Origin of the sequence: Pseudoalteromonas sp. SR43-5, assembly GCF_014163835.1 — a bacterium.
GTDB lineage: Bacteria > Pseudomonadota > Gammaproteobacteria > Enterobacterales > Alteromonadaceae > Pseudoalteromonas > Pseudoalteromonas distincta.
Genome location: NZ_JACJEA010000010.1, coordinates 20876 through 35085, shown reverse-complemented (window position 1 = coordinate 35085; position 14210 = coordinate 20876). Strand labels below are relative to the sequence as shown.

The window sequence follows — 14210 nt, the reverse complement described above, 5'->3', positions numbered from 1 at the left end:
TTTTTGTTTACAGTAACAGCTCTTCAACATTTTAAGGATAGTTATCATGCTTCACACGCCTTTAGCAAAGCACTTGCCTCACGTTAGTAAACTTGTATTTGGATGTATGGGTCTGGGAGGCGGTTGGAATAAAGACGCAATCACTGATGCACATGTTAAGCAAGCTCATGAATGTATAGATAACGCCATTGAAGGTGGTATTAATTTTTTTGACCATGCTGATATTTATACTTTTGGTAAAGCAGAACAGGTTTTTGGTAAAGCATTAAGTGAGCGACCAGAGCTTAGAGAGCACATGTATATTCAATCTAAGTGTGGGATTCGTTTTGAAGATGACTTAGGGCCAAAGCGTTATGATTTTTCATCAAAGTGGATTGAGCAATCAGTTGAAGCATCATTAAAACGATTAAATACAGATTATTTAGACGTACTTATGCTGCATCGCCCTGATCCACTCATGGAAGTTAACGAGATTGCTCGTATATTTAGTTGCTTAAAAGAAAGCGGTAAAGTGCGCAATTTTGCAGTGTCTAATATGCAGCAGCACCAAATGAACTTTTTACAACATGCGCTTGATATGCCAATTGTGGCTAACCAAATTGAGGCTAGTTTACAAAAACATCAGTTTGTTGATGAAGGTGTATATGCCGGTAACAGTGACGGTAAAGATCTTAATTTTACGCCAGGTAGTATTGAGTACTGTCGCCATTTTGAAATCCAAATTCAAAGCTGGGGTAGTTTATGCCAAGGCTTGTACAGCGGTAGTGATTTATCAAACGCATCTCAGGCAGATATCAACACCAGTCTTTTAGTTAATAAGCTGGCTGCACTTTATGAAACCTCTGCTGAGGCAATTGTACTTGCATGGTTGCTTCGCCATCCCGCATCTATTCAGCCAATTATTGGAACAACTAATGCTAAACGGATTAAAGCCTCTTGTGATGCTGTAAACGTAGAGCTAACTCGTGAGCATTGGTATGCACTTTATGTAAGCGCTAAAGGCCACGAATTACCATAAGTAGGGCGTTAATATGAACATATTCGTTATTTTAATTGGTTTGTTTGTTGCGCTGGCGATACTTATACCCTTGCTTGAAAAGTATCAAAGTAAAATAGGGCTCAACGGCGCAACCAAATACAGTAAATATATTTGGCCATTAGTGATGGTGTCTTTAGTTATTCAGCTCATTTATGCACTGATGTACTGATGTACTGATGTACTAATGGTTTATAGCGTATACAAAAAAGCCTTTGCAGGTTAAACCTGCAAAGGCTTTTTTAATGTTTATTGATAAACTTTATTTAAGTGCTAACTGTAGCTCGCGATTGCGCTCAAGCTGGGCAATAAAGTTATCAGCAATAGGTTTAAACTTGGCAAGTTCTGAGCGAGGTAATGGCTCTGACTTAGGAAGTTTTACAGTTTTAGGATTACGGTGAACGCCATTTACTAAAAATTCATAGTGTAAATGTGCACCAGTAACACGACCTGTAGAACCTACAGTACCAATTTGTTGGCCCTGTTTAACTTTTTGGCCCGTTTTAACTAGCTTCTTATTTAGGTGTAAGTACTTAGTTACATATTGCGTGCCATGGCTAATAAATACGTAGTTACCGTTGTACTTGCTGTAACCGGCTTTAATTACTTTACCGTTACCAGATGCAACAACAGGTGTGCCAGTGCGTGCAGCAAAGTCGATACCACGGTGCGCTCTAACTTGCCCAGTAACAGGGTGTAAGCGGCGAGGATTAAAGCTCGAACTAATATACTTAAAGCTTACAGGTGCACGTAAAAATGCTTTTTTCATGCTACGCCCTTCAGGCGTATAAAAATTGCCGTCGGTATGGCGAATCGCTGCAAAGCGCTGACCTTGGTTTACAAATTCAGCTGCAATAATCTTACCGGTACCAATAAACTCGCCATCAACATAGTGAGACTCGTAAATTAAGCCAAATACATCGCCTTTACGAATGTCGTTTGCAAAATCAACATCCCAACCAAATATGTCAGCAAAGTTCATTATTTGGCGTTCGCTTAAACCTGCTGCAATTGCTGAAGTCCAAAAGTTATTAGATATTTCGCCGCCAGCGGTTTTGGTTAGCGTTTCAATTTCTTTGCTATCAATAGCTGTATCGTAGTTACCTTCTTCGTTTAAGGTAACAAATAAAGTATCTGTTTTTGAAATCACATAGCGCAGTTGAGCTAAGGAGCCATCTTCAGCTGTCGCAAAACTAAGTATTTCACCTGGGTGAATTTTAGTAAGTTTGCGAGTCTCTGCATTAGTGTTAATTAGTTTATGAAGCGTTTGAGCCGAAAAACCAGCACGCTTAAAGATAATTGCTAAATTGTCGCCATTTTTAACTTTATGATCGACAAAGTCGTATTCTGGTAACTTTTCTGCTGCTTGCTCTGAATTTAGCTCAGTTAATTTTTCGTTGTTATCAACTTTAACTTGTAACTCATAGCGCTTACCAATTTCTAGTGCATTTGCACTATTGTCTTTGGATGCAGTGGCTTTTTCAGAAGGAAGAAAGGCTAAGCCAACAATAGCAGAAACCAAACCTAGAATAAGCAATTTGTGTTTTTTGGGGAGCGTGTGAACCACGTGAACCATAACGTGCCTTTTTCTGCTGTCAAGATAATAAATACATAATATTGCAGGATATACTTAATAATGTACGAATACTAGTGTTTTGTAGATTTAAACTGACCTTAAACTACGCTAAAATCGGGCTTAGAAAGCCTTTTTTAACGCTCTACCTAGCTAAGACTCAATTGATTTAGTTTAGTTGCATGAATCACTTAAAAAGTTGTTTTAATTAGGTAGAAATTTGTTATGTTAGCTACATCTATTTATTCGGTTTAAACCTTTATTAAACCGTGACTACGCAAGTAACTAGTCGCCCCTTCGTCGGCAGAATTTTGGAGTAATACACAGTGGATTTACAAACCGCTCTAGCAGAGATAAAACGCGGTGCAGAAGAAATATTAATTGAAGACGAACTAGTTGAAAAACTAAAGTCGGGCAAGAAGCTAAAAATAAAAGCAGGCTTTGATCCTACAGCGCCTGATTTACACTTAGGACACACTGTACTAATTAATAAAATGAAAACCTTTCAGGATTTAGGTCATGAGGTTATTTTCTTAATTGGTGACTTTACTGGCATGATTGGTGACCCAACGGGGAAAAACGTAACGCGTAAACCACTTACTCGTGAAGACGTACTAGCCAATGCCGAAACATATAAAGAACAAGTATTCAAAATTCTAGATCCTGCTAAAACCACTGTTGCATTTAACTCTACTTGGATGGAAAAGTTAGGCGCTGCAGGCATGATTAAACTTGCTGCAAACCAAACCGTAGCACGTATGCTTGAACGTGATGACTTTAAAAAGCGTTATGGAAGCGGCCAACCAATTGCAATTCATGAGTTTTTATATCCACTGGTACAAGGTTGGGATTCGGTTGCACTAGAGTCAGATGTTGAACTAGGTGGTACTGATCAGCGCTTTAATTTGTTAATGGGCCGTGAGCTACAAAAAGTAGAAGGTCAAAAGCCGCAAACAGTATTAATGATGCCATTACTTGAAGGTACTGACGGCGTTCAAAAAATGTCTAAGTCGCTTGGTAATTACATTGGTATTACTGATGCGCCTAACGATATGTTTGGTAAAATAATGTCAATTAGTGATGTGCTAATGTGGCGTTACTACGACTTATTAAGTGCGCTTTCTATTGAAGAAATTGCAGCTCAAAAAGAACGTGTTGAGCAAGGTACGAATCCGCGCGATATTAAAATTGAACTAGCTAAAGAGCTAATTGCTCGTTTTCATAGTGAAGCTGATGCACAAGGTGCACATGATGATTTTATTCAGCGTTTTCAGAAAAAAGCGTTACCAGATGAAATCCCAGAGCTAACAATCACTATTGCAGAAGATACTATTTTAATTGCTAACTTGCTTAAAGAAGCAAATTTAGTAGTAAGTACATCAGAAGCAATGCGTATGATTAAGCAAGGTGCAGTTAAACTTAACGGTGAAGATAAAATCACTGATACCAAACTTGAAATAGCAAAAGGCACAACGGCTATTTACCAAGTAGGTAAACGTAAGTTTGCAAACATCACTGTAGCTTAAGCACAGTTTAAAAACTAAAAAACCAGCCTCGGCTGGTTTTTTTGTGCTCGTATTTTGAGCCCTTTAAATCAATTTTAATATTTCAATACTGGCTATTACTAACAACCAAAATACACGGGCCTGATTTAACCTATTAATTATTACAGGTACATCCTCGGGTGTAGGTAGTCTATCAGTACCAATACGCATTTTATTAAAGCGAGTACCTAAATAAACTGCAGGCCCGCCCAACTGCACGCCAAGTGATGCAGTGCATGTGCTTAAGAGCCAGCCTGTATTTGTTTGATAAAAATGCCTGCCATAATGCTTTATATAATGCATGCTTTGTTTGCTTGCTCGACTTGCTGCAATAGTTAAAGCGAGTAAGCGCATGGGAATATATTCAATAATAAACAAGAGTATTTTAAGCGGTTTTAAAAAGTAACTATTTGGGGAGATATCACTACGCCAGGCTTGTTGTATTAAGGTAAGTAACCGATAGGCAAGGGCAGCTATAGGGCCAAATGCTAAAAATATAAATATGACTACGAAATAGTATCGAGCGGTGCGCAGTATTAAGCTCTCAATTAATGCTTTGATAATACCAGCTGATGAAAGTCTATTAACTTCACGGGCAAGCAGTGGCTTTAGTAATTCGCGCGCTGTGGATTTTTGATTTTGTTTAGTTAGCTTTGCAATGCGAAGTGCTTTTTTATCAATGCTCTTACTTTCTAAGCATAAGTATAAAATAAGGCCAGCGAGTAATTCAGGATAAAAAGCAAACTCGAGTAGCAACACTACAATAATGAGAATGACACTTAAAATAAGTGAGCTTGCGAGTATAGCTGCCAAATATTGATAGCTTTTAGGTTCTTTGCTTTTGTATATACGTTTGCCAATAGCACTAAAAACAGCATTTAACGCCGTATTAGGATGATACCAGCTAATAAGGGGAATAAAGCGCTCAGCAAGGAGCGCTAGTATAAAGGCAATAAAGTCCAAGTGATTTTGAACAATATTGCTAAGCATTTACAGAGATACTGCTGTAAGCTTTTCTAAAAGTGCAACAACCATTTTAGATGAGTTGATTGATGCTGTTTCTAGGTATTCTTCAAATGATTGTGGTGACTCTTTACCAGCAATATCAGACATTGAGCGAATTACAACAAATGGTGTGTTTAGCGTAAAACACGTTTGTGCAATTGAAGCGCCTTCCATTTCAACAGCAAGCATTGTAGGAAAATCACTACGTGCTTTATCAATGCGTATAGGGTCACACATAAATGTGTCACCAGTACAAATTAAGCCAACGAGTGTTTTAACATCACTGATTTGTTCGATAGTTTGCTGTGCTGCTTCAACTAATTTAGGGTGTGCTGCAAAGCCTGCCGGCATTTGTGGTACTTGGCCAATTTCGTAGCCAAAAGCAGTTACGTCTACATCGTGGTGACGTACTTCTGACGAAATTACTACATCGCCAACACTAAGAGAAGGATCGAATCCACCGGCTGAGCCTGTGTTAATTATGCAATCAGGTTTGAAGTTATCGATCAGTAAGGTAGTTGCAATAGTTGATGCGACTTTACCAATACCAGATTGAACAAGTGTCACCGTGTTACCAGCCAACTCGCCAGTATAAAAAGTGAAACCTGCTTTAGTTAAAATTTGTGGGTTTTGCATAGCTTCACGTAAAATTTTAACTTCTGGCTCCATTGCGCCAATAATACCAACATTCATAAAGTTTAATTCCTGAGTTTGAATCACTTGATTATACGTGAAGTTAGCAATAAAAAACAAAAAAGCGAGCTTGTTTATGAGCTCGCTTTAAATACTTTTTAGGAGAGTATTTAATTCGTTTTTTAAATTTCAGCTAACGCGGTGGTTTGCGCTTTAGCTTGAGAAGGTGAAAGTACCGCTGGCTTATGTGAGCGATTACGAACAGGGCGCTGAGTTTGTGTTGCTGCAGGCTTACCAAGTTTAAACATAATTGCATCGCGTACTTCAGAAGGGCGGTAGCCCGATTTAACTTTCATACGAATATGTGGAATGCCTGCAGACTCTAGTGCACCGTTTACAAACCAGTCGCGTTGAGCTTTGTGGCCATCTTTGTTGGCATTGTTAACTAGGTCAACAGCAGCAATGATTGTTAGTTTTTCTTTATCGATTAAAACAAAGTCGAGTTGCTTATTTTTAGCTTTAGCTAAAGCAGCACGTTTAGACTTTACTGAAAGGCCTTGCTTACAGTCAATAACGTCGATTAACTTAACGCGACTAACAATTTTATATTGATCGCCTACAGCACGCTCTAGAAGATTTAAAAAAGCGCCTTCAACCTGCGTAAAAACAGTTTGCTTGCGAGTAAAAGGATACGGGTTTCCGCCATCGTCATTAAATTTTGACGCAACAACAGAGGCCCCGACAACTAATACTAGGATTAATAATAAAGCGAATTCCATACGGTAACTCCATAACAACAAATTGACACTGCTCAAACAAAGCAATTTACGTGCCTAAAAAGTATGGGTTATAAAATAATTACCGGCTGGTTTACAAGCAATAGCTACACAGCGATTAAGCTTTGTAGCCTCCTTTAATACCTTTTACTGCAATAGCTACAGCATCGTGTGCATGCAGTGACTCATAGTGGTTTATTTGCAGCCAATAATCACTGTAATGGTTTGCCTCTAGCAATGCTTTAATTTTACGCGCTGCATCTTCACAAAACATAAGGTTTTGACCATTCAAACGGGCAAATTCTTGCTCATCTTCACGTTTTACTGCTGCTTGTACTGGTGTTTTAAGCTCAGCTTCAAGAGTGTTAATTAGCGTAACTACGTCAAATTCTTGAATGTTGCTATCAAGCTTTACTTTTACGTTGGCAATAGAGCGCTGCGAGTGGGGAGTCGCTACAATACCTTGTGTAGTGCCTAGCCATTCGTGCACATCTTTTTGGCTCAACGTTTCTTGGTTAAACTTTTCGTTAAACGCGTTTTGTATAAGCTGGCGCGCAAGTGCAGCAGAGCATGGGCACGTTGAAGAATAAGTAACATCTACGGTTAGCTCGTAGCTAATAACGTTATTTTCAATTGTACTGGTAAGTACAACTGGGTAGCTTTTCCAGCCCGCTTTGCCACTTAATAGTGACTTACGGCGTAGCGGTAATTCAAATTTAAATTCAATTTGTGCTTTATTGCTCAGCCCTTCGTGGCTAGTTATAAAGGTATCGAGTGCCTGCGCTATTGTTTGCGGATTGACTTGCTGCTCGGTTGAAAGCAGATCAAGTGCCAAAAATAGACGTGACATATGAATGCCTTTGGCATCTTCTTTATGTAAATTTACAAATGCACGAGCTTTGGCGTTTACTGTAACTGGAGATAAGTCTCGGGATTCAAAAATAAATGGCAGTTCTATTTCGCCCATGCCAACCCAGTCTAATTTACCTGTTTGTAAAGCGGGTGCAGTGTCTGCTATATCTGGCATATTGGTTTGCATGTGCGCTACTCGTATTTTGGGGATAATAAAGCGGGGCATTTTACACTAAATAATTTATTGCTGAAATGATGAGTTTAATAGATGAGCTAAATCAAACATGAAAAATTCTGTTTTTATCGCACAACGTGAGTAGTGGTAGGAGAAAAATGCTAAAATCTGGGAAAATGGTATGTTTATACATACGCATTGCCTTCTTTATATTAAGTACACAGCTAAGAGATAAAATTACGTATGACCGATTATTCTTTGAGCCCTTGGGCTCGGGTACTTTCCAGCTCAATAACGCGATTTGGTGAATTTAAAACCGCTGCTATTTGTTACACTTTATTTTTAACTGTATCTCTTATTTTATCGAGCATGTTTTATTATGTGGCGATAGGCGAATTACACCTGGTTGATATTTTAGCCGTGGTATTTTTTACGGCTGTAGTTTCTCCTTTAATTATAAGTGTGTTGCTTAATTCAATTCGACAACTAGATGCCTCATATGCTTATTTAGATAGCGCCACCAAACAAGAAAAGCTTTTAAATCAAACCCTAAAAGATAACATTAACCGTCTAAACATCGAAATTGATGAGCGTAAAATGGCATTTCATGCCAAGCACCGCGCTATCGAAGAACTACGACGAGAAATTGCTGAGCGTAAAAAAACACAACAAGAACTTGCTCAACAAAGCATGCTGCAGCGCTCAATAGTTGATTCATCTCCTGATTTATTTTATTACCGCGATAACAATGGCGTGTTTGCTGGTTGTAATAAAATGTTTGAAGAAGTAATGGGCAAATCAAGTAGCGAACTAATTGGCAAAACGGTTGAGCAGATATTTCCTAGCCACTTTTTATCTGAAGTTTTGAAAACCGATAAAGAAGTAGAGCAAAGCCATAAAGCACTAACCATTGATGTGGGTTATGAGGTAAATGGCGAAACGCGTTGGTTTGAGCTGCGTAAATTACCTTTTATAAATGATGAAGGTGATTACATTGGTCTACTGGGCTTTGGTCGTGATATCACAAGTCGTAAGGAGGCCGCTCAAGCGCTCGAAACGGCCTATAAAGACAAAGGTAAGTTTATTGCCACATTAAGCCATGAACTACGTACACCGCTCAATGGTATTGTTGGTTTAACACGAATGCTGCTTGATACTGACTTAAACAAACAGCAGCGTAGTTGGGGTAATACTATATTTTCGAGTGCTGAAACGCTCGGCAATATTTTTAACGATATTATTGATTTAGACAAAATAGATAGAGATCAGCTCGATATAGTGACCAACTCTATTAATGTATCAGACTTTATAAATGACGTTGTTAACTTTGCGGGCTTAATCGCGGAGCAAAAAGAGCTAGAGTTTGATATTAAGCGCAATGGGGTGCTGGATATTTACGCACAGCTCGACCCAACTCGCTTACGCCAAGTTGTTTGGAACTTAATTAATAATGCCGTTAAGTTTACACAGCAAGGAAAGGTAACACTTGAATGTAGCCGAGAAAACAGAGTTGAAGGCCCATGGTTAGTTATGAAAGTATCGGATACCGGCCAAGGTATTCCGCCAGAGCAGCTTGCTCATATATTTGATATGTATTACAAAGCGCCAGATTTAAAAGGGACTAACGCAATAGGTTCCGGTATTGGTTTGGCTGTAACTAAGGCACTTGTAAGTGCGATGAAAGGGATAATTACAGTAAATAGTACTGAGGGCGAAGGAAGTTGCTTTACAGTTCAAATACCGCTTAGTCTATGTGTAGCACCAACAGAGCAAAGTTATGTTGGTCGTGGTTTGTATATTTTACTAGTAGAAGATGTACCTCTTAACGCCGAAATTGCTACAAACTTATTAGAGCAACGCGGGCATGAGGTGTTGTGGGCTGAAACCGGTGAAGATGCACTCTCGTTTGTCGAAACCGAAGATGACTTAGATTTAGTATTACTTGATATGCAATTGCCTGATATAAATGGTGATGTAGTTGCCAAGCAAATACGCTCAGATAGTCACTTTGATAAATTACCCATTGTAGCGCTAACGGCCAATGTTCGTAGTGCTGAAGAAGAGCTTGAAGGCATATCAATACAAGGGGCGCTTGCTAAACCAATTAACACAGTGAAGCTTGATAAAATGCTGGCTGATTTATTTGGAATTAAGCAAAGTGAATGCACAGAGCCGCTGTTAAAAGTAAGTGAAGAAGCCCTTAAAGGCATTGATGCACACTTATTAGATATGGAAACAATAGAAGACTTTGTCAATTCGATGGGCTTAGTTGTGTTTAGACGCAGTAGTCAGCTATTCGAAAAGCTAAGTCCACAATATCAGCAAGAGTTACTTACTTCATTAAATACTGGTGATAGAGAAGAGTATGAATCAGTAGCGCATAAACTCAAAGGGGCGGCTGGCTCAGTAGGTCTTAATGATGTGCAGCTTCATGCCAAAATAATGGAACATGGTGCGATTGATGAATCTGATGAGGTGTTAAAGCAGTGGTTAGATATTCTGGCAGATAAAATAAATGAAGGACAAAAAGCCCTTCATTTATTTTTACAGCAATTAGAGTGAAACTAATTAGCTCTAATTAAGCGTCAATTTTACCAATGAAACGGTAACCTTCACCATGGATGGTGCTGATTAACTCAGACGTTGAGTTATCACTTTCAAAATGCTTACGAATGCGACGAATAGTAACGTCAACAGTACGGTCATTTGCGCGAAGCTCACGGCCTGTCATATGCTTAATTAATTGCTCACGGCTGAAAATGCGACCTGGAGAATCAAGCATTAAACGAAGTGCTCTGTACTCACCTTTAGGTAAACGCTTAGCGTCGCCATTTGGAGAAGTAAGACAACGGCTGTTTTCATCAAGTTCCCAACCATTAAACGTAATAACACCATTTGTTTCTAGTGCTGACTCTTCACCACCTAAGGCAGTACGAGTAATAAGGTTGCGAGCTCTGATAGTTAATTCACGCGGGTTGAACGGTTTAGTAACGTAGTCATCTGCGCCAATTTCAAGACCTAAAATACGGTCAACATCGTTATCACGACCAGTTAGGAATATAAGACCTACTTTACGCTTTTGGCGTAATTCACGGGCTAAAATAAGACCGTTTTTACCAGGAAGGTTGATATCCATAACTACAAGATTAACGTCATCGTTATTTGTAAGCTTGTCATGCATATCATCGCCATCAATGGCTTCAATAACTTTGTACCCTTCAGCTTCAAATAAACTAACTAGGTTCAGTCGAGTTACGTCTTCATCTTCTACGATTAGAATGACTGGCGTTTGCATTATTAATTAACCTTTTGGAATATATTATTTATAAAAAATCGGTGACTAATTTATAACCGATTACTAGAGATTATAGGATTATACCCATTTGTTAACAAGGAAAAAACAAATTGGATAAAAATAAAACAGTAGGGTGTCCAAAGTCTACTAAAAAAGGGCAGTGCAAAAACTACTGTTTAATTGATATATACATGGATGTAGCTATTTGAATCATAAAGTCGAAGCCATTTTCCTTTGATAATTGACATATCATTCAATTAAACAAGGTACTTAAAATAATCAGACTAATTCAAAGCAAAACTATATCACTTTTTAACCTTTTAACCTTTCATCAATGTATGTGATACAGCAAAGATAAAAAAGTTCATAAATCGCTTGGTAATATTTATTTAAAGCAATTAAATAATGTTACGCACTTATCACATGCCTCATTAATGAGGTCATTAAATGCTAATTCAAGGATAAATTTTAAATATATGCACTTTTTAATGATCTTTATTTAAGGAATAGTAATTATAAAGCGAGCACCGCGTTTTTCTTCAAGATCAAACATCACTCTTCCGCCAAGTGCTTGTGTTACTAGGTTATAAACTAAGTGCATGCCTAAGCCACTTGCGCCTTGCCCGCGCTTTGAAGTTACGAATGGGTCAAAAATTCTATTTTTAATGTTTTTGTCAACGCCCTGACCATTGTCAGAATAAACGATTGTTAATTTTTTCCCGACGAGTTCTACGTCAAAGCGAATTTCATTGTTTTCTTTACCTATAAATCCATGAATTACAGAGTTCATAAGTAACTGCTGAAAAACTTGTTGTAGAGGTTCAGACTTACTATGAATAGCCAAGTCGGTCGGACAGTTGATAGTTACAACAGGCTTTTTGGGCAATAATTCAGATTGAATCGATGTTAAAACATCACTTATTAATTTGTGCACATTAATATAGGTATTTACACCGTCATCTTGAATAACCGCTACTTTTTTAAAGTTAGATATAAGGTCAGCTGCACGATTTAAGTTGCGGTAAATTAAATCTAAGTTTTCAATACCTTCATCTATAAAGCGTTTTAGATGGCTTGAGGTAAGTTTTTTGTCATCAAAGCTTTGCTGTATGTCTGCTAGTTTATCTCTAAGTAACGTAGAACCGGTAATACCTAGCCCTATTGGTGTGTTAACTTCATGGGCAACACCTGCAACCATTTGCCCTAAAGATGCCATTTTTTCGTTTTCAACAATTTGTGTTTGGTATTGATGCATCCGCTCAAGAGTTGATAAAAGCTCTTGATTTGCCTCTCTAAGGGCGATTGTTCGTTGGTTTACTTTTTCTTCAAGGCTTAGGTTTAGTTGTTTGATTTCTTGCTTATCTTTTTCGTGGCGTTCAAGTTGTTTTTTTGTACGCGTAAGCATGATATTTAAACTATTTGAAAGAGCACTTATTTCTTTTACATCAGTTACTGGTGCGCGTGCATCGTAGTTATGATTTTTAGACACATCCTGCAATAACATGCTTAATTGCTCTATTGGCTTAGCTATACGTCGTTGAACTTTAATAGCAATAAAGTAAACAACCGCCAGAATTAATAATGTTAATAACACGTCTATTAATATTTTTCTCTCAATATAGACCTCTAAACTCTCGAGGCTTCCTCGCATATACACATAACCTACTACTTGTTCGTTATCGTAAATAGGGCGGGTTAGCTCAATATGGTCACTCGTAATTCGTGGTGTTTTTAGCTCTTCTACACTGTCTATTCTCAGTGGCACAGGAGGTGTTTTTTTAGCATTAAAGCTAATAAAGAAAACAGGCTTTTGGGATGCTTTTTCTATTGAGTAAATATGTATGTTTTTTACAAGAGGGATCTTTTCAAATGACTTGAGGCGTTTTTCTTCTGTTTTACGATCATCTTCAATTACCGATTGCCCAGCATCAAAAGCTACAATTTCAGAAAGAATAACAAGCTTATTAACTATTAATTGCTTTTGTTCTTTCACGCTTAAATACGTAGAGATAGAAATAGATAACGATAAGCAAATAGCTGTAATAAGCATGATCAAATTAATGAGTGCTTTTCGAATGCTACTTTGATGAACTTTTTTAGGCATTATTTCATTATCGCCTGAGTTAATTTTAATTATTTAGAGTTTTAGTTTAGCAAAGACGTGGAAAAATGAAGGAAAAAAACTAAATTAATTCTTATATTTATTCGAAAGTTAGCTTGAGCACGTTTGTGCTCAATCATTTTACAAATTTAAATTAGCTGCTATATACAGCAAATTTATTGTTCTTAAATACAGTTTGATAGCTTTCAAACTGAGTTTCTAAAATAGGCGGGTACTTTAAAAAGCTGTTAGCAACAATATTTAGTTTCCCTAATTTAGTTAAATGCTGTTTTGCATTAGCTAAAAATGTTTCTGCTACTGTGTAGTCGGTTGCAATACCAGTATGAAAAGGTGGATTGCTAATAATTAAATCAAACTTGCCATTAATGCTTTTAAGGCCGTCACTTAATATAGCCTCACCATTGATGTTGTTAAGCTTTAGGGTTTGCTGTGTTGCATAAGTTGCCAGCGCACTTACATCACTACACACAAACTCAAGTGCTGGATTATGAAGCCCTAAAAAAGTTGCTATTAAACCTGCGCCACAACCAAAGTCGAGAACTTTGCCTTGCTTAATTGTCGGTGCGTTTTCCAGTAGAACTTTCGTTCCTATATCTAAGCTACCGTGATTAAACACTCCAGGAACACTAATAGCTGTAAATTCAGTGTCGGCAACATTAACAACAAACTTTTTATGGTAAGTCGTAATATCAAAGTGATGGTGCTTAGAAATTTCAGCAAATGAGTAAAGAACGCAGTGCTTAGCTGAATCAATCTTGTTACTAAACTCAGCTTTACCAGCTAATTGCTTTTCAATTGACTTAACACCACTTTTGTTTTCACCTACTACTAATAGTTCGGCATCATCAGTAATAGCAGACCGAATATTATCAAGTGCCATTAATAACTCTGGTTTTGATTTAGGGTAGTAAAGAATAACTAAATCGTAGTCGTTACCAGGTATTGTGTGGCTTACATGAACATCAACATCTTTGGTGTTCTTAGCAAACTCTCCGTTAGCATGGTTGTAGCTAAACGCAGTTACTTTGCTTTGCGGATTAAGTTTTTTAAGCTCTGTTAAAAAGCCATCTTGAACAAAGTTGACCACCAAGATAGATTTGCCCGTTAGTGCCTCGCTATTACGAAGTAACAGTAAACTTGGGTTGGTTAGTACGCTCATAAATGGCTTTGCCTTACAGTATATTTAGTTTTATAAAAGT

The 14210-nt window shown here is 37.8% G+C and carries 12 protein-coding genes; 4 read left to right on the top strand and 8 right to left on the bottom strand.

All coding sequences use genetic code 11. From position 1 onward, the window contains the following. Nucleotides 1-46 precede the first annotated feature (46 nt). Nucleotides 47-1018 (top strand): aldo/keto reductase family oxidoreductase, encoded by a 972-nt coding sequence (locus H5090_RS07655; RefSeq protein ID WP_024604017.1) that lies wholly within the window; start codon nucleotides 47-49, stop codon nucleotides 1016-1018. 13 nt (nucleotides 1019-1031) lie between these two features. Further along, on the top strand, nucleotides 1032-1208 hold the full coding sequence (locus H5090_RS07650; protein WP_182695417.1) for a hypothetical protein: 177 nt from the start codon (nucleotides 1032-1034) through the stop codon (nucleotides 1206-1208). Between the two features lie 90 nt (nucleotides 1209-1298). Here the strand turns inward: H5090_RS07650 and H5090_RS07645 are convergent, their stop codons facing one another. Then, nucleotides 1299-2612 carry a peptidoglycan DD-metalloendopeptidase family protein gene (locus H5090_RS07645; RefSeq protein WP_024597684.1) on the bottom strand — a complete coding sequence of 438 codons (1314 nt, stop codon included), beginning with the start codon at nucleotides 2610-2612 and terminating at the stop codon, nucleotides 1299-1301. Nucleotides 2613-2935: 323 nt separating this feature from the next. On the opposite strand from H5090_RS07645, the gene tyrS reads away from it, so the two are divergent. After that, nucleotides 2936-4135 carry a tyrosine--tRNA ligase gene (gene tyrS, locus H5090_RS07640; protein ID WP_007585427.1) on the top strand — a complete coding sequence of 400 codons (1200 nt, stop codon included), beginning with the start codon at nucleotides 2936-2938 and terminating at the stop codon, nucleotides 4133-4135. Nucleotides 4136-4198: 63 nt separating this feature from the next. On the opposite strand, the gene H5090_RS07635 is transcribed toward tyrS, so the two are convergent. The 4 genes from H5090_RS07635 to folE2 form a co-directional block, all read right to left on the bottom strand. After that, nucleotides 4199-5143 carry a regulatory signaling modulator protein AmpE gene (locus H5090_RS07635; protein WP_182695416.1) on the bottom strand — a complete coding sequence of 315 codons (945 nt, stop codon included), beginning with the start codon at nucleotides 5141-5143 and terminating at the stop codon, nucleotides 4199-4201. After that, nucleotides 5144-5851, bottom strand: a complete 708-nt coding sequence (mtnN, locus tag H5090_RS07630) for a 5'-methylthioadenosine/S-adenosylhomocysteine nucleosidase (protein WP_024597687.1) — start codon at nucleotides 5849-5851, stop codon at nucleotides 5144-5146. Nucleotides 5852-5973: 122 nt separating this feature from the next. Further along, on the bottom strand, nucleotides 5974-6570 hold the full coding sequence (locus H5090_RS07625) for a DUF2726 domain-containing protein (RefSeq protein WP_002962552.1): 597 nt from the start codon (nucleotides 6568-6570) through the stop codon (nucleotides 5974-5976). 115 nt (nucleotides 6571-6685) lie between these two features. Next, nucleotides 6686-7606 (bottom strand): GTP cyclohydrolase FolE2, encoded by a 921-nt coding sequence (gene folE2, locus H5090_RS07620; RefSeq protein ID WP_024597688.1) that lies wholly within the window; start codon nucleotides 7604-7606, stop codon nucleotides 6686-6688. 231 nt (nucleotides 7607-7837) lie between these two features. On the opposite strand from folE2, the gene arcB reads away from it, so the two are divergent. Next, nucleotides 7838-10156: an aerobic respiration two-component sensor histidine kinase ArcB gene (arcB, locus tag H5090_RS07615; RefSeq protein ID WP_165744108.1), complete on the top strand. Its 2319-nt coding sequence runs from the start codon at nucleotides 7838-7840 to the stop codon at nucleotides 10154-10156. Between the two features lie 16 nt (nucleotides 10157-10172). Here arcB and arcA read toward each other — a convergent pair whose 3' ends face one another. The 3 genes from arcA to H5090_RS07600 all read right to left on the bottom strand — a co-directional run bounded on the left by arcA (nucleotide 10173) and on the right by H5090_RS07600 (nucleotide 14170). Beyond that, nucleotides 10173-10889: a two-component system response regulator ArcA gene (arcA, locus tag H5090_RS07610; protein WP_002962549.1), complete on the bottom strand. Its 717-nt coding sequence runs from the start codon at nucleotides 10887-10889 to the stop codon at nucleotides 10173-10175. A gap of 499 nt (nucleotides 10890-11388) precedes the next feature. Continuing rightward, entirely contained in the window at nucleotides 11389-12993 is a 1605-nt protein-coding gene (locus H5090_RS07605) for a sensor histidine kinase (protein WP_182671521.1), read from the bottom strand. A gap of 151 nt (nucleotides 12994-13144) precedes the next feature. Further along, nucleotides 13145-14170: a methyltransferase gene (locus H5090_RS07600; RefSeq protein ID WP_024597691.1), complete on the bottom strand. Its 1026-nt coding sequence runs from the start codon at nucleotides 14168-14170 to the stop codon at nucleotides 13145-13147. Between the last annotated feature and the right edge of the window lie 40 nt (nucleotides 14171-14210).

Bases quoted from the DNA above. Each gene is read 5' to 3' on its own strand.
- H5090_RS07645 (WP_024597684.1), bottom strand. From the start codon at position 2,612: ATGGTTCACGTGGTTCACACGCTCCCCAAAAAACACAAATTGCTTATT.
- arcB (WP_165744108.1), top strand. From the start codon at position 7,838: ATGACCGATTATTCTTTGAGCCCTTGGGCTCGGGTACTTTCCAGCTCA.
- folE2 (WP_024597688.1), bottom strand. From the start codon at position 7,606: ATGCAAACCAATATGCCAGATATAGCAGACACTGCACCCGCTTTACAA.
- mtnN (WP_024597687.1), bottom strand. From the start codon at position 5,851: ATGAATGTTGGTATTATTGGCGCAATGGAGCCAGAAGTTAAAATTTTA.
- H5090_RS07600 (WP_024597691.1), bottom strand. From the start codon at position 14,170: ATGAGCGTACTAACCAACCCAAGTTTACTGTTACTTCGTAATAGCGAG.
- H5090_RS07625 (WP_002962552.1), bottom strand. From the start codon at position 6,570: ATGGAATTCGCTTTATTATTAATCCTAGTATTAGTTGTCGGGGCCTCT.
- H5090_RS07650 (WP_182695417.1), top strand. From the start codon at position 1,032: ATGAACATATTCGTTATTTTAATTGGTTTGTTTGTTGCGCTGGCGATA.
- H5090_RS07605 (WP_182671521.1), bottom strand. From the start codon at position 12,993: ATGCCTAAAAAAGTTCATCAAAGTAGCATTCGAAAAGCACTCATTAAT.
- arcA (WP_002962549.1), bottom strand. From the start codon at position 10,889: ATGCAAACGCCAGTCATTCTAATCGTAGAAGATGAAGACGTAACTCGA.
- H5090_RS07655 (WP_024604017.1), top strand. From the start codon at position 47: ATGCTTCACACGCCTTTAGCAAAGCACTTGCCTCACGTTAGTAAACTT.
- H5090_RS07635 (WP_182695416.1), bottom strand. From the start codon at position 5,143: ATGCTTAGCAATATTGTTCAAAATCACTTGGACTTTATTGCCTTTATA.